This is a genomic window from Flavobacterium sp. CR10 (genome assembly GCF_055814415.1).
Genome location: NZ_CP185985.1, coordinates 4,620,374 through 4,639,361, shown reverse-complemented (window position 1 = coordinate 4,639,361; position 18,988 = coordinate 4,620,374). Strand labels below are relative to the sequence as shown.

The following is an 18,988-nucleotide window of genomic DNA, read 5'->3' as shown; positions in this document are numbered from 1 at the left end:
AACGAAGTCGAAGTTCTCAATAATAATAATCGATGATTCTTATCTTACAGGATATTTTTCTGGATTTTGAGAAGTATGAAAAATAGCATTTAGAAATACAGTTTTTGATAATTCATCGACTATGAAAAATGCTACGTATGGAAATTTTTTAAATGGAAGATAACGATAATTAGTATCGTGAATTTGATAGAAAGGATTTAATTGTAATGCTTTATAAACTTTTTTATAATCATTAAGGAAGTCTAAAGCTACTTTTTTGCTGACTTTTAAGATATAATATTCTAAAGCTTCTTCAATATTTTTTAATGCAACTGGAGAAACAATAACCTTATAATTCATACTTCTTTTTTAAATCGGTATACACAGAGTCCGCGTCTGTATATAGGCTTTTATCTGAAATAATTTGATCGTTCAATATATGCTGTTGTTCTTCAGATAACTCATATGGTTTTACATTTGCTATCTCAAATTTAATCTTTAGTGCTTTCATAAAGGCTTTTACAGCTTCTATTTGAGAAGCGTCTTCTGTATATGCCGTGATGTTAATTGCTTGCATGATATTAATTTACTAAAGTTGATTTACAAAGTTAAGACAAAAGTCTAATTTTCATGTTAATCTCTATGATTTATTTGTTTGCTTCGTTAGTGCGAATTGCATTTTTTCGTAACATTACAACAAAAAGAAAATGAAAACCCTAACTATCCTAAAAACCACAATTACGGTCTTATTTTTCCAACAGACTTTTTCTCAGGAAACCAAAAAAGAAACTCCGCAATACACCATCGAAAACTGTGTCAATCATTTTGATATAAACAAAGCCGCAAAAACAAAAGTCGGTTACCAATATTGGTTTGCCAACAAAGATTTTACTCAAGAAAATACTTTAAAAATGAGTATTGTCGAACCTGGAAAATCGACGCACGCGCCGCATCATCATCCTGAAGAAGAATTTTTCTATAATTTAGAAGGAACTGCTGAATTTTTCCTTGACGGAAAAACCGTTACCTCGGGTCCAAATACCAGTTTCTATTGTCCGCCAAATGCCGAACATGGAATCAGTAATGCAGGAAAAACAGACTTGAAATATTTAGTTATTAAAAAGGATCTGAGATAGGTTACTTTCTTGTCTTTTGAATTTTTGGTCATTTTCAATCCGAAATAAATTAGCATTGAGGGCAACATCAATCTGCATGTTTTGCAAAATAGAGAGAAGCCATTTCTACGATTGCTTCTTTGGTTGTAAAACTGTATTGTACTCCATGATTGAGGGTATAAGAATCTCCCAGTTCGGGATAATGCTGTTTTCCATCTATTTGAAACGGATCTAGAACCGACAGCCAAAGATTGCGATGCCGATCTTTAAAATAAAACTGATTCCGGTCTGAAACAACTAAGATTGTTCCGTTGTCATTATCAAGAATCGAAGTATGATTGCTGCCCTCGTAATCGCCCAAAATAGTAATATTGGTATTGTATTTTTTGGTCATTAATTCCGCAATTTTTTTTGTAAGTGGCATAAGAAGTGGTATTTGGTTTGTCTCGAGGTCAGTAAATTTAAAACGGCATATTTTATTGATATTACCCCTAAAAGTTTTTTTTGTATTAAAATAAGGTTTTTTTTTAGTTTTTTATGTAGTTAGAGTTTTAAGTCTGAGAAAAAAAATCCGTAGAAATGAAATCTTGATTGATTCATAAATGCCTATAAAATAGTAAACCAAATTGACCTAAATTTTACATAATTTCATTTTATTTTTTAATAAAAATTTGATTGCCAATTAATTAACTTTTATTAAAGAAAGCTTTAACACGGTCTTTTTTCTCTGCCTTTCTCAAATAACTAATTTTAGGTAAATCAAAATTAATAACGTTTAAATATTTGAAATTATGAAAAAGAATATCGCCATATTAGCCACAAACGGTTTCGAAGAATCAGAATTAGCATCGCCTAAAGCCTATCTGGAAGAGCAAGGTTGGAATGCAGATATCGTCAGTTTGAAATCTGGAACTATCAAATCTTGGAAAGACGGAAATTGGAGCAAAGAATATAATGTTGATGTTGTATTAGATCAGGCGAATGAAGCCGATTACGATGCTTTGGTTCTGCCAGGAGGAGTAATAAATCCTGATTTATTAAGAAGAGAAGAAGCTGCAGTAGATTTTGTACGTTCCTTTTTTGAAAGTAAAAAACCAGTAGCCGCTATTTGTCACGGACCTCAAATTCTGGTTGATGCTGATGTTTTAGAAGGTCGAAAAGTAACATCATTTTTCTCTGTTAAAAACGATTTGAAAAACGCCGGAGCACAATGGGAAGACTCAGAAGTTGTCGTAGACAACGGATTAGTAACTAGCCGAAACCCAAATGATTTACCCGCTTTTAATAAAAAAATGGTGGAAGAAATTAAAGAGGGAATACATGAACGCCAGAGAGCGTAAAAAGTCGTTTTCTTTTAGATTTATAAAAATTATAGAAAATGCAAGATCAATTTGGTCTTGCATTTTTTTATTGCGTAGCCCCTAGTTTTAACTAGGGGATTAAAAGATTAAATAGTAACAAGGCTTTAGCCAAAACACACATTTAGGCTAAAGCCTTTCTATGATTCCTATTTATACCTCCTGCTAAAGCTGGAGGCAATTGATTCTTTTAATTAAAATGTGGTTTTTAAATCTGCAAAATAAAATTCCAGAGGAATGAAATATTTATAGATTCAAAAAACGCACCGACCAAAAGCTCCAGCGGAGCGGCATATTGTAGACAAGATTTCACCCCGCTGGGGCTCTTTTGAAATGGGAAAAATTATTTTCTATAAATATTTCGTCCCGCTGGGACTTTCTCAAGACAATTCATATAATTTTAAAAATGATTATTTCTACTAATGATTTTATACATTTGGTATATTATATAGTTGATAAATATAGAAACAATATTGAAAGAAAAATCTTTCTTTTTAAAAAAGTTTTCTTACATTTGAAGTTCCTATAATTACGACTTTAGATTTGAACAAGACTTGCCCTTGTATTATGTGTACGGTATCGGAAACGACCGTAAACGCTGTCGTAGGCGTTAGGAACACTAAGATGCAAGGGTTTTTATATTCCTAATACTACGACATTATGAATTCAAACACCCTTTCCAAAGAAGCCGAAACAAGGCTGCTTGATTTTTTTAACCATATTATAGATCCTGAAGATATGGCTAAAATTTTAAGACAAGTAAATTGCATTTTAGCTCTAGGCGTAATGCGACAACACGAAACCCTCCAAATCGGACTAACCAATTTTGAAGACAATTATTATTGGCTCAATGAATTGGCGGAGATTTTGAATCCTTATTTGAGTGAGGAGTAAATTATTAAAATATAAAAACCTCGATTTTTTTTTTAGAATCGAGGTTTTTATATTTTAATTTATTTACTCTAAATTCTCGTTTATATTGTACGAAGTCTCCTGACTTCTTACCCATTTCAATGGTACATTGCAAATCTAGATAGGAATGGAATATAAGGTTGTGTACGAAGTCGGGAGACTTCGCATAGCACGGGATGAGATGGGAGATGTTTTTTATATGTCTACAATTTCGGTTATAGAATCTAACTCTAAAAAGCTGGTCAAATTTTCTGGTATCAAATCAATTCCAAAATCTTCAATTTCTTGGAGACGATTCCATATACTTAAACTGTTTTTATCATCATTTTCGTAACCTATCACTCTTTCAAGTTTTGGGATGTTAAAATGAATTTTTTCTATTCCTGCACTTTTTAATAAATTAAAGTTTGTGGTAATTATTCCTTTTGAAGTAGCATTTCTATTTTCATCTCCATCAAACAAATATAAGTCACTCTCTTGTAATTCATTTAGTTCTGCAAACTGATTCAATTCTTCTATAATATTGATTTCCATATCTAAATCATTTATCAAGAAATAATCTAAACCAAAATGCTTACACAATTTTAGTAAATATAAGGCTGTGGCTTTTCCGTGATGTGGCAGAATAGAAATATTTCTGAAGTTCAAATATGCCTTAGAAAAATTAGAATCCTCAGTAATATTATAGATTATTTTTTCAAAAGCGTAGTTATAGCAAAGTAAATCATTCGGGCCTTCTACAAGAATTACTTTTCTGCTGAATAGAATTTTATTTAGATTTGGTTCAATTGATTTTATATAACTGTTAAAATTATTTATCTGGACAATATTCTCAAAGTTAGGTTCTTCCTCTGTGTTATTATATTTACAGACAGTTCTCTTTTCAGTTTCATCAAACTCGAGTCTTATAATACTTTTAGTGTCAAATATATCAATCATTTTGTCTGAATGAGTTGTGTATATAACTTGATGGCCTTTATTTGCTAATGGACACAAAACCATTTTGTAAAAATATTCTTGATGGTTTTCATGTAAAAAACTTTCAGGTTCTTCAAATAAGAATATACATTTATCTTCAGTATTTGTTTCAGCAATTGCTTGAATAACTGCCATTACAAACATAGAAATGAAACCATCTCCAAATTGCTCGATCGGTATTAAATTTTCAGAGTTTCCATTTAAACCAATTTTAAATAGCATTTGTAAAAATATATCTTCATAATTAGGAAGTCCAAATTCAACATAACAATCATTATTTCTTAAATTGGTATTATAATTAACTCTAATTTTTTCAATGAAATTTTGAAGAAGTGAATCTCTTAATACATTTTCTGTCGCCTCTTTAGTCTGTCTATCAAATTCTTCTTTTTTATCAATTAATACTGAATCTGTTTCAACTAATTTATGAATGTGTTTTGCTAAGAATGAAGATAAATTTCCCCAACTAGTTTTCTTAGTCTTTATTTCTTCTTTTATATTGTGAAAATTAATGTAAAAAACATTGTAATATTTTAATGCCCCAAATGATTGCCAATTTTCTTGTTGTCCCGTTGGGTCAGTACTTTTAAATTTAGCCCCTTCAATTTCAATTCCATCTATTTGTATTTCTAATTGCTGATAACCGTTTAAATTAGCTAGCTTACCATCATATTTATCTTCAATTGAGCTTTCTAATAAAATGCCAATATGTGGAACATTTTCAATTTGTCTATTGTAAAAATCATTAATTGTAAAAGTCTCTTTTGTAGTATATTTATAACCAATAGAGTATAATATTGCATTTAGCATATTGGTTTTCCCACTGTTGTTATATCCGATAATTGAAATAGGCTTTAAATATTCTTTATTGGGAAAATTAAAGACTATGCGTTCATTAAATGATCTGTAATTTCCAATCAATAATTTTTTGATTCTTAATTCTGACATAGTTTTGATTTAAAATATCGTAAGAAGTTTTACTAGTTGTCGGTGTTTGTAATAATATTTTCAAATTTATTTATTATAATTTGATTTTTGCTTTCTAGATCATAAGGCTTTTTCATTTCAAACTTAGCCAATTGAGACAGCGCATTGTCAATTGTTTCAAGCAATTCTTGATGGATTTTATTATAATTATTTATTATTTCTTCATTTAAATCTATATTTAATTGTTTTGATTCAATTGAAATTAGACTTTCGTTGTAGATATTGGTGTAAGCATAAATACATAATTTGTTCGCTTTTTTAAATATGGATCTGGATAATTCCCTTACTTCTAAATAATCGTCAAAATATTCCGATTCAAACCAAAAAGCAGACACGTTTTCGAGATATAATGATACGTTCTCAAAATTTTCTAATGTTTTTATAACTTTTTCAATTGAGGGATTTAGTCGAAGCATCTTAGATTTTATATTGTTCCAAACCAATCTTGTATAGACAATTAGTCCGATTCGACGAGTCATAATTTTTCGTTTATGAATTTTGTTGATTTCTTCTAGAACAAAACTTTTAAAATCATTAACTGTTCTGGTTTTCCAAGGTAAATTAATACTAGATAAATTGTGAATAGTAACAACTTCAACTCTATTTTTCCAACTATATTCAGAAAAATTACTAGAACCGTAGTATAAATCATTTTCAGTTAAAATCCATTTAGAGTGATTATTACCATTTAGAATTAAGCCAATTCCATTCGCAATACAGAAATTTATAGCATCTTGATGGCTTTTGTTATTTCCCGAAAGATTAGGAGGAATAATCATTAAAATAGGAACTCCTTGGGTTGATTTTCTATAAAGTTCTTTGAAAAAGGTATATCCTGCAGTTTTAAATGTAAAATTATAACCGCCAATAATTATATAATGTTGCGCATTAGAAATTATTCCAATAATATCAGTTCTTATATTTTGACCGCTTCTTTTTACGCCCCAAGTTGAAGAAGAATTTCCTATCATTTTATATATTTCGTTTGAATGTTTTTTGTTATTCTGGATAATAAGAGCTAACTTATAAATAGCTGCAATTAACTACAATCTATCCAAATTGAGCTGTTTATTTGAAAGTTTGTTTGGTGTTATTTTTTCAAAAATATGATTTTACTAATCTAAACAGTCACGTATTTATACCTGTTTATTAAACAACAAAAAAAGGACAGTCCTCCAAAAAAGAAGAACTGCCCTTTTAGGCAAATTTTAAATTTGCATTCCTAAGAATGCGTACAGTTTTTGGTAATCACTAAATTGAAGACTAAAACGCAGGTTATTCGTTTATGACATCGCCTTCTTTAGTTTCTTCGCTGGCAATTTTTACCAGTTTATCGTTTGGAGTCAAATCGCCGAAAATTTCGATTTTATCTTCGATTTCTCTTCCTTTTTTAATGTCAACTCTTGTTGCTTTGTGGTTTACTACTTTTATCACATATAAACCTTCCGCAGAATTCACCACTGCCGATTTTGGCACTACAAACGTACTGTCTTTCGCGTTAAGCGGTAATAAAACTTCGGCAACCATTCCTGGCAATAAATTTCCTTTGGTGTTGTGAACGTCCATTTCGACTCTTTCAGAACGTAGTTTTAAATCTAAAGCGCCAGACATTCTGGTAATTTTAGCGGTAAAAGTTTCTGGCAACGATTTTACATTAAAACTCATTTCGTCGCCTGGGTGCAAATATCCTGTGTACAATTCTGGAACAGAAACTGCCAAACGCAATTTAGATTGCTCTTGAATCGTCAATAATGGCAAATCAGATCCTTTTCCTTGCGGGCCAACAAATGTTCCTAAATTGACATTTCTAGCCGCTACAACACCGTCAAACGGAGCACGAATTTCAAGATAACCTCTCATAATCGAGATTTCTTTGTGTGCTGCAATTGCTGCCTGATATTGCGCGTAATCAGAATTCTTTTTACCGCTTGCCATTTCTAAATCGTTTTTAGAAATCGTTCCTTCGACTTTGCTTGTTTCATACAAACGGTTGTAAGTGCTTTTGCTGGTTGCATAAATGGCTTCCATAGATTTTAATCTCGATTCGGCTGCAGCCAATTGCGAACTGATTTCTGGCGCTTCCAACACAATTAAAAGCTGTCCTTTTTTTACTTTAGAACCAATATCAACTTTTAAGGTTTTTACGAAACTGCTCACTTTTGCATACAAATCAACTTGTTGAAAACCGGTTAATTCGGCTGGCAAACGCAATTCTGTTGTTAGTTTTTCTTTCGCTAAAGCGAAAGTTTCTACTTTAGGTTCAATTTCTGCTTTAACAGGTTCTTCTTTTTTAGAATTACAGCTGTTAAGGAAAAATACTGCTGCGAGAAACAGCGGGCTATATTTTATAATTTTAGTGTTCATTTTTTGGTTTTATATAATGAATATGTTTTTAATTCTTTGGGAATAATTATTTTAACACATAGACACATAGCTTTTCTTTGTGCATAAAAGGCGCTTCACTTTTTTTAAATGCATCCCGATAGCTATCGGGACTATGTGTGAAAACTAGTTTTTTCTTTTACCTTTTTTTAAAAACTAAAATCTATGTTTCTATGTGTTAAAAAAATAATTACACTCAACGAGTTAGGACTTTCCAACTTTCGACTTACTCAATGATGAAATATAATGGATACTTTCTTCGTCTTCAGGATCTAAAGAAACAGATTGTGTCGATGTTTTTTCTTGGGCCCACGCAAATATCTGCGGCAAGATCAATAATACGGCAAAAGTAGAAAATAATAATCCACCGATAACCGCTCTTCCTAACGGAGAAACTTGATCGCCTCCTTCGCCGTGTCCAATTGCCATTGGCAACATACCCATAATCATCGCAACAGAAGTCATGATAATCGGACGAAGACGCAACGCAGCCGCTTCTCTTGCAGATTCTAAGGCGTTTCCGTTTATTTTTCGAAGCTGTTCTGCATTGGTAACCAAAAGAACGGCATTGGCAATAGAAACCCCAACCGACATGATGATTCCCATATACGATTGTAAATTTAATGTTGAACCAGTTAAAGTCAGCATTAATAACGATCCTAAAACTACGGCAGGAACTGTTGTTAAGATTACCAGCGAAACCTTGAACGATTGGAAATTAGCGGCCAGCATTAAGAAGATTACAAACACAGCGACCAATAATCCTGTTTGTAAGCTGCTTAATGTCTCTGTCAATACAGTACTTAGTCCGATTGGCGTGATAAACAAACCACGTGGTAATTCGCCCAATGAACTAATTGTTTTGCTCACATCTTTTGATGCCGTCCCCAAATCGGTTTTATAGATGTTTGCCGTAACGGTAATGTATGGCATGGCCCCTAAATTGTCATTTTCTCCGCTCACAAATCCCGGTGTAATTTTGGCAACGTCACTCAATACCGGACGAAGCGAATTTTTCAGAACCGGAATTTCTCCAATATCGGTTTTGCTTTTCATTTTATTCAATGGCACTTGAACCTGAACAGAATATGATAATCCTGCTTTTTCGTCTACCCAGTTATTTTTTTCTGTATAACGAGAAGATGAGGTCGAAGCGACAAGCGAACGAGAAATATCATTCATATCAACTCCCAATTCGGCTGCACGGGTTCTGTCAATATCAATATTCATTGCTGGATAATGTATTGGCTGACCAATCTGTACGTCTCTGAAATACGAAATCGCTTTTAGTTTATCTACGATTTGAGTCGCGTACAATTCGTTTTTCTTTTTGTCTTTTCCAGCCACACGAATCTCGATTGGAGTAGGAGAACCTTGGCTTAAAACTTTATCCGTCAATTCGATTGGCTCAAAAGAAAGTTTAGTATCAGGAAGCAATTTTTTAAGTCTTGCTCTAAATTCATCTTTAAAGTCATCCATATCTGCCTCATAATCTTTTAAGCTCACTTGGAAAACCGCTTCGTGAGAACCAGCCATGAACAGATAAATTGGGTTGATCGAGAATAGAGAAGGGTGCTGACCCACATATACAGACGAAATTCCGATATGCTCTTTTCCGACCATTTTCTCCAATTCTTTTAAAACAATTCTAGCTTGTTCTTCTGTTCTTTCCAAACGAGTTCCATCAACAGCACGCATTCTCAATTGGAATTGGCTTGAATTGGTTCTTGGGAAAACGTCTTTTCCGATAAAAGTAATAAATACAATAGCCAGCGCAGTTGCAGAAACCAGATACGTAATACTCGTTATTTTTTTGTGAACAAATAAACGGTCTAATGTTCGCATGAAACGAATCTTGAAGCGTTCGAAAGCGCTGATTTTTCCGTTGTTGTTAGTATCTTCTCTTTCTACATAAACTTTTTTCTGAGTAATCAGATTTTGTTCAGATTCTGGTGTTAAACCGCAGTCGTTAAACTCCGCTTCGTCATCCGTAATTTCTGGTCCGTGTGCATGTTTTTCATGTCCTTTCATCATCCAGTTGGCCATTACAGGTACAAAAGTCTGAGATAATAAGAACGAAATAACCATTGAGAAACCAATTGCTAAAGCCAAAGGCAAGAACAACGCTCCCGGAATACCCACCATGGTAAAGGCTGGAGCAAATACGGCAAGGATACAAAGAAGGATCAATAATTTTGGTAAAGCGATTTCTTTACAGGCATCCCAAATGGCGAGTGCTTTGGGTTTCCCCATATCGAGATGCTGGTGAATGTTTTCGATCGTTACGGTACTTTCGTCAACCAAAATACCAATCGCCAAAGCCAATCCCGAAAGAGACATTAAGTTAATCGTCTGTCCGAATAATTTAAGGAATAAAACTCCCGAAATAACCGAAATCGGAATGGTCATAATTACGATTAAAGCCGCACGGCGGTCGCCTAAGAATAATAAAACCATTAATCCCGTTAAAACCGCACCAATGATTCCCTCAGTAATCAAACTTTTTACCGAGTTGATTACATAAACCGACTGGTCAAATTCATATGATAATTTTACATCTTCAGGAAGTGTGCTCTGAATTTTAGGCAATTCTGATTTTAATTTCTGAACAACATCCCAAGTAGATGCGTCTCCCGCTTTTGCAATACTAATGTAAACCGAACGTTTTCCGTTTACCAATGCATAACCCGCTGTAATATCGGCACCGTCTTTTACCGATGCAACATCGCCTAATTTTAAGTTTTGAACACCGCCTTTGAATAACGGAATCTGTTCAAAATCTTTAATTTCTTTAATCGTATTATTGGTTGGCGTAATATAGTTTTTGTCGCCCATACGAACGTTTCCTGATGGAGCCGTCTGGTTGTTTAAACGAATCGCTTCTACAATTTGATCTGGCGTCATATTGTGAGAACGCAATAAATCTGGATCTACGTTGATCTCAATAGTTCTCGGGCTTCCTCCAAATGGTGCTGGAGATAATAAACCAGGAATCGAAGTAAAAGAAGCACGAACATAAACGTTGGCCAAATCCTGCAATTCATTATTTGATCTGATTTTACTGCTCAAAACCAATTGCCCGATTGGAAGTGAAGAAGCATCAAAACGAATGATAAACGGAGGTTGTGTTCCTGGAGGGAAAACCGCTTGGATTCTGTTTGAAAGTGCACTTAACTCGGCAGCTGCCTGCGCCATGTTGGTTCCTTCATAATAGGTTAATTTCATAATCATTAACCCCTGAATATTTTTAGTTTCTACCGATTTGATACCGTTCGAGAAAGGTAAAACGTTTACGTAGTTTTTGGCAAAATAAGCTTCCATCTGGTCTGGCGTATAACCTCCAAACGGGTGCGCGATATAGATAACCGGCAAATTCATTTTTGGTAAAATATCTACCTTAATGTCTTTGATGGCACCAATTCCGAAGAAAAATAGACCCGCAACCAGTACTAAAATGGAAATGGGTTTGCGGAGTGCAAAACGTATTAAATTCATTAGGATTTATAATTAAAATTCATTTATAAATAAGTCAAAATTTCCTGTTGCAGCGACTTTCAATAAGTACGATTGCCACACATTATTATTGACAATATCTCGATCGATTTCAGCACGATTCAGCGTGTAAATGGTTTGTGTCAGATCGGTTAGATCGGTTAAACCATTTTTGTATAATGTCGATTTCTGAATGTAAGCTCTTTGGGCTGCATCAACCTGAATTGGCGCTTCGGCATAATTCTCCAAAGTAATTTTGATTTTATCTTCGGCGAATGTCAGCTGAGACTTCAATTCTCTATCTGCCTGATTGTATTCTTCCTGTAAAGCCTGAGATACAAATTTCTGAGCGCTTACTTGTTTGCTTGAACGGAAAGGCGTGGTTAAATTCCACGTAATTCCAACACCAACTAAATAGTTCGTGCGATCTGGATTTACGCCGTCCCAATAATTTCTCGTAAATGCGTTTTGATTGGTTGCATAAGAAGAATCAAATCCCGAGGCTCTGGTCTGTAAAACTCCAAATGCACTCATGGTTGGATAATAGAATCGTTTGTACAATTTAACCTGCTGATTGCTGTAATCGATTTTGGTTTTATAGAATTGCAACAATGGGTGAAGACTGTCTGTAGCCGTTTCTTTGGTTACCAATTCTTTCGGAATCTGAGTTACAAAAAGAGTATCGGCAACAAAATCCTGAGGCGCAACGCCCATTAAATCGACTAATTTGTTGTTTTGTTCTTTAACGAAATTTTTAGCTAGGTTTAAAGCCATTTTTGCTTTAGAAACTTCTGCAGTTGCCAAGGTGGAGTCAACTCCAGCTAATAATCCGTTTTTAACTCTTGCAACGGCAGTCTTTTTGAAAACTTCTGCGCGAGAAAGATTTTTTTCTTGCGAAATCAGTAATCTTTGGCTCGCCAATAAATTTAAATAAGCAGCTGAGATTTTGATTTCCTGCTGGAATTTTTCCTGTGCTAAATCTTTTTCTTTAGCCTGAACATCAATTTTAGATAAATTGATTTTTTCCTGTGTTTTTCCGAAAGTGAAAAAATCCCAGTTCATATTGACTAAATAAAGCGCACCAAATGCCGAATTCCAGTTTTGTTCTGGCAACGGAAGACCTGATGAAGCAACTCCTAAACCTCCAAAACCATAAAGAGGTCCGTTTTGTCCGTTTACGGTTCCGTAATCCTGCTGTGCCGATAAGTTCAGGTTTGGCAGATAATCACGGCGAGATTGTTTGAGAGTCTCTTTTGATGCATTGGTGTAATTGTTTTTTGCTCGGATAGAACCGTAGTTTTCAAGTCCTATCTTTATGGCTTCTTTTAAAGACAGGGTTTGAGCGTAGCCGGCTGAGGCAAAAATCAATAAAAATAATAAGGTAATTTTTTTGAAATACATAAACTCAAGTGTGATATAGAATATTTTTGATGCAACAAATTTATTTCTCTTACACTGATAAAAGTCAGGTTAAGTGATGTACTGCACTAGTAAATGACGAATTGAATTGGTCATTTTTTGAAAAAAATAATTAAATATTTGTGCGTACTTTGTAAACTATTTCACAATTAAGAATGAACAAAAAAATTGATAACATATTGGATAACAAATGGTGGCAGGAGGTTGCTGTTGTCCTTTTTTCATTTACAATTTATACCCTTAAGAATGACTGGATGCTTTTTAGCTCCTTCGTTTCTATTTTGATGGGGATATTTTTTTATTGCATTTTATACATGCATGCGCAGTTTAACCGCTTTTTTTTACTTCCAATTTTATTCAAAGCTAATAAACCTTTCACTTATATTATCCTGACGCTTTTTGGTGTTTTTGTATTCTCGGTCATTTTGTATGAAATTACCATGCTGGATATGTTTGCCAAATGCCATTTGTACCAAAATTCGCATCAGAGAAGCTATGTGTACCAATTGGCGAGTGTTTTAGGAACATTGGTATGCATTCTCAGTCCGATTATTGTTTTTAAATTTTATCGTATTCACAGAAAACAAACCGATGCGGCTTTATTGTTCAATCAAATGCAGTTAAATTCATTGAAAGGACAATTAAATCCGCATTTTTTGTTTAATACTTTTAATACACTTTACGGAATCAGTCTTCAGTTTCCAGACAGAACGCCTGATTTAATTATGAAGGTTTCGCAATTAATGCGCTATCAATTGGAAAGCAACAGCAAACAATGCGTATCTTTAGAAGATGAACTGGAGTTTATAAACAGTTATGTACAGCTAGAAAAAGAGCGCGTAGGCTATAGATGCGAAATTGATTTTGAAAGTAAAGTAGATATCGAATACACGTATAAAATTTCTCCGATGCTTTTAATTGCATTTATAGAAAATGCCTTTAAACACGGAACTTGCGCTATTGAAAATTGCTTCGTAAAAATTACTATTACGGTCGAAAACGGATTATTGCATCTTCATGTTGCCAATTCAATTCCGAAGAAAAATGATGTGATTTCTACCAAAATTGGTTTAAAAAACACGATCGAACGTCTGAATTTAATTTATGGGAAAGACTATAAATTGGATGTTCAGGACGATAAACAAGTTTATGTTGTTGATTTGGAAATACAGCTTAAAAAGTTTGTAGGATGAGAGAAACAAAGAAATGCATTATTGTAGATGATGAACCCGCTGCGCATTATGTTTTGGCTAATTATATAAAACAGAATCCGCAGTTAGAATTGGTTTTTCAAGGATATAATGGTATTGAAGCGATGAATTATCTCAGAGAGAACCCAGTCGATTTAATGTTTTTGGATATCAATATGCCTGAGATTTCGGGAATGGAACTGCTCAAAATTCTTCCAACGCATCCTAAAACTATTTTGACTACAGCGTATTCTGAATTTGCTCTCGAAAGCTACGATTATGGTGTAATTGATTATTTGCTAAAACCCATTTATTTTCCAAGATTTTTAAAAGCAATTGACCGTTTTTTTGCGACAGAAAGTGTGAAACAAAAAGCGGAAGAAACCGTAAATTCGGTAAGCGTAAAAGTAGATGGTTATTTGATGGATATCGAATTAGATCAGCTTTTATACGCACAGAGCTTTGGCAATTATGTAAAGCTTCACACAACAAAAAGAACTTATCTGGCTTCTATTACTACAACAGAATTTGAAAAATGCCTGCCAGAAAAGAGTTTTATGCGCATTCATAAATCATATATCGTAGCTCTGGATAAAATTGATGCAACAGAAAAAGATTTTGTAGTCATTAAAAACGAAAGAATTCCAATCGGAATTACGTATAAAAGAGAGCTTATCGACCGATTAAAAAAACTCGAATTGTAATTTAATACTTGATTTTGAAGGAGTTTTTCCTGCAGCTAAAAAATGTTAAAATCTTCATGTTATCTTAATAAAAAAGTAGTACTTTTAATACGTTATTAAAGTTTAATTTTAAAAAATGAAACTATGAAAAACGTGTTTTTATCTTTTACTTTTTTATGCAGTAGTTTTTTAATAGCTCAAGAGGGAACCAATATGAAAAAGGTAATTACACCACCAGAAAAGGTTCGATTTGCTTTTGAGAGAGAATATCCGGGAAAAGTGCCAGTCTGGTCTGAAGAATATGTGGGAGATGATGCAGATGAAATTCGATTTGAAGCGCGATATAATGTAGACGATAGAACCAAAGCGGTGGCGATTTACGATAATCTGGGAAACATGAAAGCGTATGAGTTGCAGATTCCGTTTAAACAGCTTCCGATAAAAGCGCAGTCTTATCTAAAAAAGAATTATAAAGCAAAAGCCATTCAAGAAATTGCAATGGTGGTAGACGATAAGAAAAAAACAACCTACGAAGTAGGCGTAACAAAAGATACTAAATTTTATGATATAGTTTTTGATGCAGAGGGAGGTTTTGATGTCTCTGTAGAAAAAAATTAAAACGCTTTACTAATTCAAATATTATTTGAAATGACAAACCCGATGAGTTTTTAATGCTTATCGGGTTTTGTTTTATAACAAACCTAACAGGTTTTTAAAACCTGTTAGGTTTACTATTATAGCATCATTCCGCCAGAAGCTTCAATTCTTTGAGCATTTATCCAGCGGGCGTCTTCAGTACATAAAAAGGCAACCACACCGCCAATATCATCAGGAAGGCCAACTCTTCCCAAAGCTGTTACAGAAGCAATTTGTTGGTTCATTTGTTCATTGTCGCGAACAACTCCGCCGCCGAAATCAGTTTCAATAGCGCCTGGCGCCACTATATTGGCTCTAATTTTTCTTGTACCCAACTCTTTTGCTTGATATTTTGTCAAAGTTTCCATTGCGCCTTTCATAGAAGCATAAGCTGCATAACCTGGGAAAGAGAATCTTGCCAAACCAGTTGAAATATTTATAATTCCGCCACCGTCATTCATTACATTAAGTCCTTTTTGAGTTAAGAAAAACGGACCTTTAAACTGAATGTTAGTCAATTGATCAAATTCTGCTTCAGTGGTTCCAATGAACGAATTGTGAATTCCGATTCCAGCATTATTAACTAAAAAGTCAAATTTGTCTGTTTTAAAAGTGTCTTTCAAAACTGTTTTTACATTTTCGAAAAAAGAATCAAAAGTTCCTGATTCTGCAACGTTCAATTGTAATGCAGCCGCTTTTTGACCTAAATTTTCAATTTCTTTTACGACCAAATCAGCTTCGTCTTTTTTGCTGTTGTAGGTAATAATTACATCCAATCCTTTTTTTGCAATCGCAATTGCCATGTTTTTTCCTAAACCTCTGCTACCGCCTGTAACTAGAGCTATTTTTGTATTTACTGCCATCTTATATAGTGTTAATTGTTTGTTGTTTGTTGTTTGTTGTTTGTTGTTTGTTGTCAGTCTGAGCGGAGTCGAAGACCTTTATAGTTAGAGTGTCCTTTGGCTACGCTCATGAAGACAAATAGTTGTGTTTATTTTTTTAACACATAGAAACATAGATTTTGTTTTTCTTTAGAAGATTATATAAAGAAACTAGTTTCTAACACATAGCCTATGTGTTTTATTAAAAGTGAAACGCCTTTTATTCACTACTAAAATCTATGTTTCTATGTGTTTAATTTAAAATTAAGAATGCATTGCATTAAAATGATTTCTCAATTCTTCTGCGCTTGCGTTTAATCTCGTTTCGCTGGTGCCGAAAGTAAGTTCTTGTCTGCCTTCTTTCAATTGTTCGAAAATAGATTCGATAAAACTGCTTACACTTGGATGTGCGTCGTGAAGTCCGATTCCGCCCAAATCTGTGTTTAATGCGGGTGGAATAATTTCTACCACTTCAATATTTTTTTCTCTTAATAAATGACGAAGCGAAAGTGTAAATGATCTGAAAAATGCTTTTGTAGCCGAATAAACCGGGACTTTTGCAAAAGGAGAAAATGCCAGTCCAGAAGTTACATTCATCACTGTTTTTAGCGAGGACAACTGAATAAATAGCGAAGTTAAATGCAAAGGAGCTTCGATGTTTGTGGCAAGCTCATTTTTCATGTTATTGTAAAAGTCAGCATCTGTTATGTTCATCCAGTTTTGAATTCCAGCATTATTGACTAAAACATTTAAATCAGGATGATTTGCTGCAATCCATTGATAAAGCGCAATGCGTTCCTCTTCTATAGACAAATCGCATACTTTAGTAATAATCGATGGAAACTTAGCTTTTACTTCTTCTAGAAGAGAAGCTCTTCTTCCGCAGATAATTACGGTATTGTTTTCCTGAATAAATCGTTCGGCAAGTCCAAGTCCGATACCGCTTGCACCGCCAGTTATTAAAATTTTGTTGTCTGATAAATTCATCTTTTCGTTCTTTTAATTTGATAAGACAAAGGTAGGAGCGAAGTAGACTTGGGGAGTTGTAAATATCAAACCGATGTTTGCGAAATTCAAATCAGGATAGTGAAATTCCAATTTTTAAAATTCCAAATTCCAAAATCTCAGTTTATGTCTTCCTGAGCGGAGTCGAAGGACACGCTCCGTAAAACATACTGTATGGATTTAGCATGTGATCCTTCGACTCCGCTCAGGAAGACAAGCTTTGAGATAACTATTGGCAACAATCTAAAATCTAAAATCTGCAATCTAAAATATCTAACTCCTAAAAGCCAATGGCGTAAAAGAAGTTTGTTTTTTAAAGAAATTAGAAAAATGCGCTAATTCTTCAAAACCAAGTGAATAGGCAATTTCAGAAATATTCCAATCGGTTTGTTTTAAAAGTATTTTGGCTTCGTTTGTTAATCGGTTGCTGATTAATTCTGTTGTGGTTTTTCCGGTATTTTCCTTTAAAACCTTATTTAAATGATTCACATGAACAGATAATCGCTCTGCAAAATCTTTTGCTGTTCTCAATTCCAATCTTTGATTTGGGGATTCTATCGGAAATTGTCTTTCTAACAATTCAGCAAATAAAGAAGAAACTCTCGCTGCCGAATTGTGTTTCGAATACAATGCAGTTATAGGCTGTAATTTTTGTCCGAAGTGAATTAATTCAGCGACATAATTTCGAATTAAATCGTATTTGTAAATATAATCGGAGTTGATTTCTTTCTGTATTTTGTTGAAAATCAAAGAAACTTCTTCTACTTCTTCATCAGAAAGTTGAAAAATAGGATAACCGTCTGATGCGAAAATTGGAAGTTCGTCTAGATCGATTCCGCTTTTACTTTTCGATAAAAACTCGCTCGTAAATACGCAAAACTGTCCGCCTTGATTTGTGTCTTGCGGTAAATAATTGTATGGAATTTTTGGTGTTGCAAATAACAATCCCTGTTTTTCGATTTCGATTACTTTATCGGCATATTCGGCTTTGTTGTGACCTCTAATTAAACTTATTTTATAATAAGCTCTTCTGTCATAAGGCATTCCAGGTTTTCCTTTCATGCGTTCCAGAAGTTCTTTTATATCAAAGACATTAAAATGCCCGATCTCTTTCTGAATGTCATTTGGCAATAATGAATTGGGATCAACTGCTGAACCTTCGGTAATATCTTGGTAAAATGAATCTAGAGATTTCATATCGTAATGAATTGCGAAATTCAAATATACGAAAAAATGTTTTTTGCCACGAAGGCGCTAAGGCACGAAGTTTTTTTATATTGTTGTGCAATTTTATTTGTATTTCGTTTCAATCTTTTACTAAGTTTTTTCGCATTTTAAGAAATTACTTGAAATCTTTGCGCCTTAGCGTCTTTGTAGTTAAAAAAAATTAAAACAGACTTCCCTGTACAAATTCAGGTTCAGGATTGCTTCCGAAAGGAAAAGAATCAATCACAAAAAACTGTTTTACTTTGGGATCAAATTCTCTTAAAACAATTTCATTGCATTCAAATTGAAGGTCAATTGTAGTGAAAAGTTCAGAAGCGATTTTAAGCTTTTCGGGTGTTAATCTTCTTCCGATTGACAAGTGCGGATTATCACTTTTTTTGAGTTTTAAAAACTTAAAGGCTTCATGAATCTTTTTCATGATAGGCACTAGATTATTTTTTGAATCTTCGGTTACACCTATAAAAAAAGCGCCGCTATTTTGGTAAGCATCAAAATGATTTAATGAAACTGGGAAAGGGGTAAAAGAATCTGAAATTTTAGAAAGCTTTTGTTTAATTGAATCGAACTCAGATTCGTCGATTGTAAATTCACAAATCGTGATATGTGCTTCAGAATTGCAGCTGTTGTACCAATCGATTTTACTTCTTAAAAAATCTTTCAGCTTTTTAACGGGTTCAACTAAATCTTTTGAATAAAATACAACCGAATATGTTTTTTCCATTTTTAGGATTTTGAATTACACAA

Annotated in this window: 18 protein-coding genes; 6 read left to right on the top strand and 12 right to left on the bottom strand. The window is 33.6% G+C overall.

The annotated features are described in order from the left end of the window. Positions 1-39: 39 nt before the first annotated feature. Positions 40-339 (bottom strand): type II toxin-antitoxin system RelE/ParE family toxin, encoded by a 300-nt coding sequence (locus tag ACNRYB_RS19420; RefSeq protein WP_129747744.1) that lies wholly within the window; start codon positions 337-339, stop codon positions 40-42. Beyond that, on the bottom strand, positions 329-556 hold the full coding sequence (locus tag ACNRYB_RS19415; RefSeq protein WP_129747745.1) for a DUF2683 family protein: 228 nt from the start codon (positions 554-556) through the stop codon (positions 329-331). Before ACNRYB_RS19415 ends, ACNRYB_RS19420 begins: the two co-directional genes overlap by 11 nt. A 130-nt stretch (positions 557-686) precedes the next feature. On the opposite strand from ACNRYB_RS19415, the gene ACNRYB_RS19410 reads away from it, so the two are divergent. Continuing rightward, positions 687-1,115 (top strand): cupin domain-containing protein, encoded by a 429-nt coding sequence (locus tag ACNRYB_RS19410; protein ID WP_473728408.1) that lies wholly within the window; start codon positions 687-689, stop codon positions 1,113-1,115. Between the two features lie 67 nt (positions 1,116-1,182). On the opposite strand, the gene ACNRYB_RS19405 is transcribed toward ACNRYB_RS19410, so the two are convergent. Next, on the bottom strand, positions 1,183-1,518 hold the full coding sequence (locus tag ACNRYB_RS19405; RefSeq protein ID WP_473728407.1) for a hypothetical protein: 336 nt from the start codon (positions 1,516-1,518) through the stop codon (positions 1,183-1,185). Between the two features lie 367 nt (positions 1,519-1,885). Here ACNRYB_RS19405 and ACNRYB_RS19400 point away from each other — a divergent pair, with 367 nt between their 5' ends. Both ACNRYB_RS19400 and ACNRYB_RS19395 read left to right on the top strand, forming a co-directional pair. After that, complete coding sequence (locus ACNRYB_RS19400; protein WP_473728406.1) at positions 1,886-2,434, top strand: type 1 glutamine amidotransferase domain-containing protein; 549 nt, start codon at positions 1,886-1,888, stop codon at positions 2,432-2,434. Between the two features lie 678 nt (positions 2,435-3,112). Beyond that, entirely contained in the window at positions 3,113-3,346 is a 234-nt protein-coding gene (locus tag ACNRYB_RS19395) for a hypothetical protein (protein ID WP_473728405.1), read from the top strand. A gap of 213 nt (positions 3,347-3,559) precedes the next feature. Here the strand turns inward: ACNRYB_RS19395 and ACNRYB_RS19390 are convergent, their stop codons facing one another. The 5 genes from ACNRYB_RS19390 to ACNRYB_RS19370 form a co-directional block, all read right to left on the bottom strand. Next, on the bottom strand, positions 3,560-5,290 hold the full coding sequence (locus ACNRYB_RS19390; RefSeq protein ID WP_473728404.1) for an ATP-dependent nuclease: 1,731 nt from the start codon (positions 5,288-5,290) through the stop codon (positions 3,560-3,562). 32 nt (positions 5,291-5,322) lie between these two features. After that, complete coding sequence (locus ACNRYB_RS19385) at positions 5,323-6,300, bottom strand: phospholipase D-like domain-containing protein (protein WP_473728403.1); 978 nt, start codon at positions 6,298-6,300, stop codon at positions 5,323-5,325. 304 nt (positions 6,301-6,604) lie between these two features. Next, positions 6,605-7,693, bottom strand: coding sequence for an efflux RND transporter periplasmic adaptor subunit (locus tag ACNRYB_RS19380; RefSeq protein WP_473728402.1), 1,089 nt, complete (start codon positions 7,691-7,693; stop codon positions 6,605-6,607). Between the two features lie 222 nt (positions 7,694-7,915). Further along, entirely contained in the window at positions 7,916-11,206 is a 3,291-nt protein-coding gene (locus ACNRYB_RS19375) for an efflux RND transporter permease subunit (RefSeq protein ID WP_066034215.1), read from the bottom strand. A gap of 12 nt (positions 11,207-11,218) precedes the next feature. Beyond that, a complete protein-coding gene (locus ACNRYB_RS19370) occupies positions 11,219-12,604 on the bottom strand; it encodes a TolC family protein (RefSeq protein ID WP_473728401.1) in 1,386 nt (461 codons plus the stop codon). Between the two features lie 173 nt (positions 12,605-12,777). Between ACNRYB_RS19370 and ACNRYB_RS19365 the strand changes: the two genes are divergently transcribed. The 3 genes from ACNRYB_RS19365 to ACNRYB_RS19355 all read left to right on the top strand — a co-directional run bounded on the left by ACNRYB_RS19365 (position 12,778) and on the right by ACNRYB_RS19355 (position 15,113). Continuing rightward, the gene (locus ACNRYB_RS19365) at positions 12,778-13,815 is read left to right on the top strand and encodes a sensor histidine kinase (protein ID WP_473728400.1); all 1,038 of its coding nucleotides are present in this window, start codon (positions 12,778-12,780) and stop codon (positions 13,813-13,815) included. Continuing rightward, on the top strand, positions 13,812-14,516 hold the full coding sequence (locus ACNRYB_RS19360) for a LytR/AlgR family response regulator transcription factor (protein WP_473728399.1): 705 nt from the start codon (positions 13,812-13,814) through the stop codon (positions 14,514-14,516). The genes ACNRYB_RS19365 and ACNRYB_RS19360 overlap by 4 nt, the downstream gene beginning before the upstream one ends. Before the next feature lie 123 nt (positions 14,517-14,639). Beyond that, entirely contained in the window at positions 14,640-15,113 is a 474-nt protein-coding gene (locus ACNRYB_RS19355) for a hypothetical protein (protein ID WP_066034219.1), read from the top strand. A gap of 116 nt (positions 15,114-15,229) precedes the next feature. On the opposite strand, the gene ACNRYB_RS19350 is transcribed toward ACNRYB_RS19355, so the two are convergent. The 4 genes from ACNRYB_RS19350 to ACNRYB_RS19335 all read right to left on the bottom strand — a co-directional run bounded on the left by ACNRYB_RS19350 (position 15,230) and on the right by ACNRYB_RS19335 (position 18,965). Next, positions 15,230-15,994 (bottom strand): SDR family oxidoreductase, encoded by a 765-nt coding sequence (locus ACNRYB_RS19350; RefSeq protein ID WP_473728398.1) that lies wholly within the window; start codon positions 15,992-15,994, stop codon positions 15,230-15,232. 282 nt (positions 15,995-16,276) lie between these two features. Continuing rightward, positions 16,277-16,999 carry an SDR family oxidoreductase gene (locus tag ACNRYB_RS19345; protein WP_129747755.1) on the bottom strand — a complete coding sequence of 241 codons (723 nt, stop codon included), beginning with the start codon at positions 16,997-16,999 and terminating at the stop codon, positions 16,277-16,279. A 291-nt stretch (positions 17,000-17,290) separates the two neighbouring features. After that, positions 17,291-18,214 carry a helix-turn-helix domain-containing protein gene (locus ACNRYB_RS19340; RefSeq protein ID WP_473728397.1) on the bottom strand — a complete coding sequence of 308 codons (924 nt, stop codon included), beginning with the start codon at positions 18,212-18,214 and terminating at the stop codon, positions 17,291-17,293. Between the two features lie 190 nt (positions 18,215-18,404). Then, positions 18,405-18,965 carry a 2'-5' RNA ligase family protein gene (locus ACNRYB_RS19335; protein WP_473728396.1) on the bottom strand — a complete coding sequence of 187 codons (561 nt, stop codon included), beginning with the start codon at positions 18,963-18,965 and terminating at the stop codon, positions 18,405-18,407. Positions 18,966-18,988: the final 23 nt, after the last annotated feature.

Excerpts from the sequence above, each read along its gene's own strand:
- ACNRYB_RS19350 (WP_473728398.1), bottom strand. The coding sequence starts at position 15,994 with ATGGCAGTAAATACAAAAATAGCTCTAGTTACAGGCGGTAGCAGAGGT.
- ACNRYB_RS19410 (WP_473728408.1), top strand. The coding sequence starts at position 687 with ATGAAAACCCTAACTATCCTAAAAACCACAATTACGGTCTTATTTTTC.
- ACNRYB_RS19400 (WP_473728406.1), top strand. The coding sequence starts at position 1,886 with ATGAAAAAGAATATCGCCATATTAGCCACAAACGGTTTCGAAGAATCA.
- ACNRYB_RS19390 (WP_473728404.1), bottom strand. The coding sequence starts at position 5,290 with ATGTCAGAATTAAGAATCAAAAAATTATTGATTGGAAATTACAGATCA.
- ACNRYB_RS19370 (WP_473728401.1), bottom strand. The coding sequence starts at position 12,604 with ATGTATTTCAAAAAAATTACCTTATTATTTTTATTGATTTTTGCCTCA.
- ACNRYB_RS19380 (WP_473728402.1), bottom strand. The coding sequence starts at position 7,693 with ATGAACACTAAAATTATAAAATATAGCCCGCTGTTTCTCGCAGCAGTA.
- ACNRYB_RS19385 (WP_473728403.1), bottom strand. The coding sequence starts at position 6,300 with ATGATAGGAAATTCTTCTTCAACTTGGGGCGTAAAAAGAAGCGGTCAA.
- ACNRYB_RS19340 (WP_473728397.1), bottom strand. The coding sequence starts at position 18,214 with ATGAAATCTCTAGATTCATTTTACCAAGATATTACCGAAGGTTCAGCA.
- ACNRYB_RS19360 (WP_473728399.1), top strand. The coding sequence starts at position 13,812 with ATGAGAGAAACAAAGAAATGCATTATTGTAGATGATGAACCCGCTGCG.
- ACNRYB_RS19405 (WP_473728407.1), bottom strand. The coding sequence starts at position 1,518 with ATGCCACTTACAAAAAAAATTGCGGAATTAATGACCAAAAAATACAAT.
- ACNRYB_RS19375 (WP_066034215.1), bottom strand. The coding sequence starts at position 11,206 with ATGAATTTAATACGTTTTGCACTCCGCAAACCCATTTCCATTTTAGTA.
- ACNRYB_RS19420 (WP_129747744.1), bottom strand. The coding sequence starts at position 339 with ATGAATTATAAGGTTATTGTTTCTCCAGTTGCATTAAAAAATATTGAA.
- ACNRYB_RS19365 (WP_473728400.1), top strand. The coding sequence starts at position 12,778 with ATGAACAAAAAAATTGATAACATATTGGATAACAAATGGTGGCAGGAG.
- ACNRYB_RS19415 (WP_129747745.1), bottom strand. The coding sequence starts at position 556 with ATGCAAGCAATTAACATCACGGCATATACAGAAGACGCTTCTCAAATA.
- ACNRYB_RS19345 (WP_129747755.1), bottom strand. The coding sequence starts at position 16,999 with ATGAATTTATCAGACAACAAAATTTTAATAACTGGCGGTGCAAGCGGT.
- ACNRYB_RS19355 (WP_066034219.1), top strand. The coding sequence starts at position 14,640 with ATGAAAAACGTGTTTTTATCTTTTACTTTTTTATGCAGTAGTTTTTTA.
- ACNRYB_RS19395 (WP_473728405.1), top strand. The coding sequence starts at position 3,113 with ATGAATTCAAACACCCTTTCCAAAGAAGCCGAAACAAGGCTGCTTGAT.
- ACNRYB_RS19335 (WP_473728396.1), bottom strand. The coding sequence starts at position 18,965 with ATGGAAAAAACATATTCGGTTGTATTTTATTCAAAAGATTTAGTTGAA.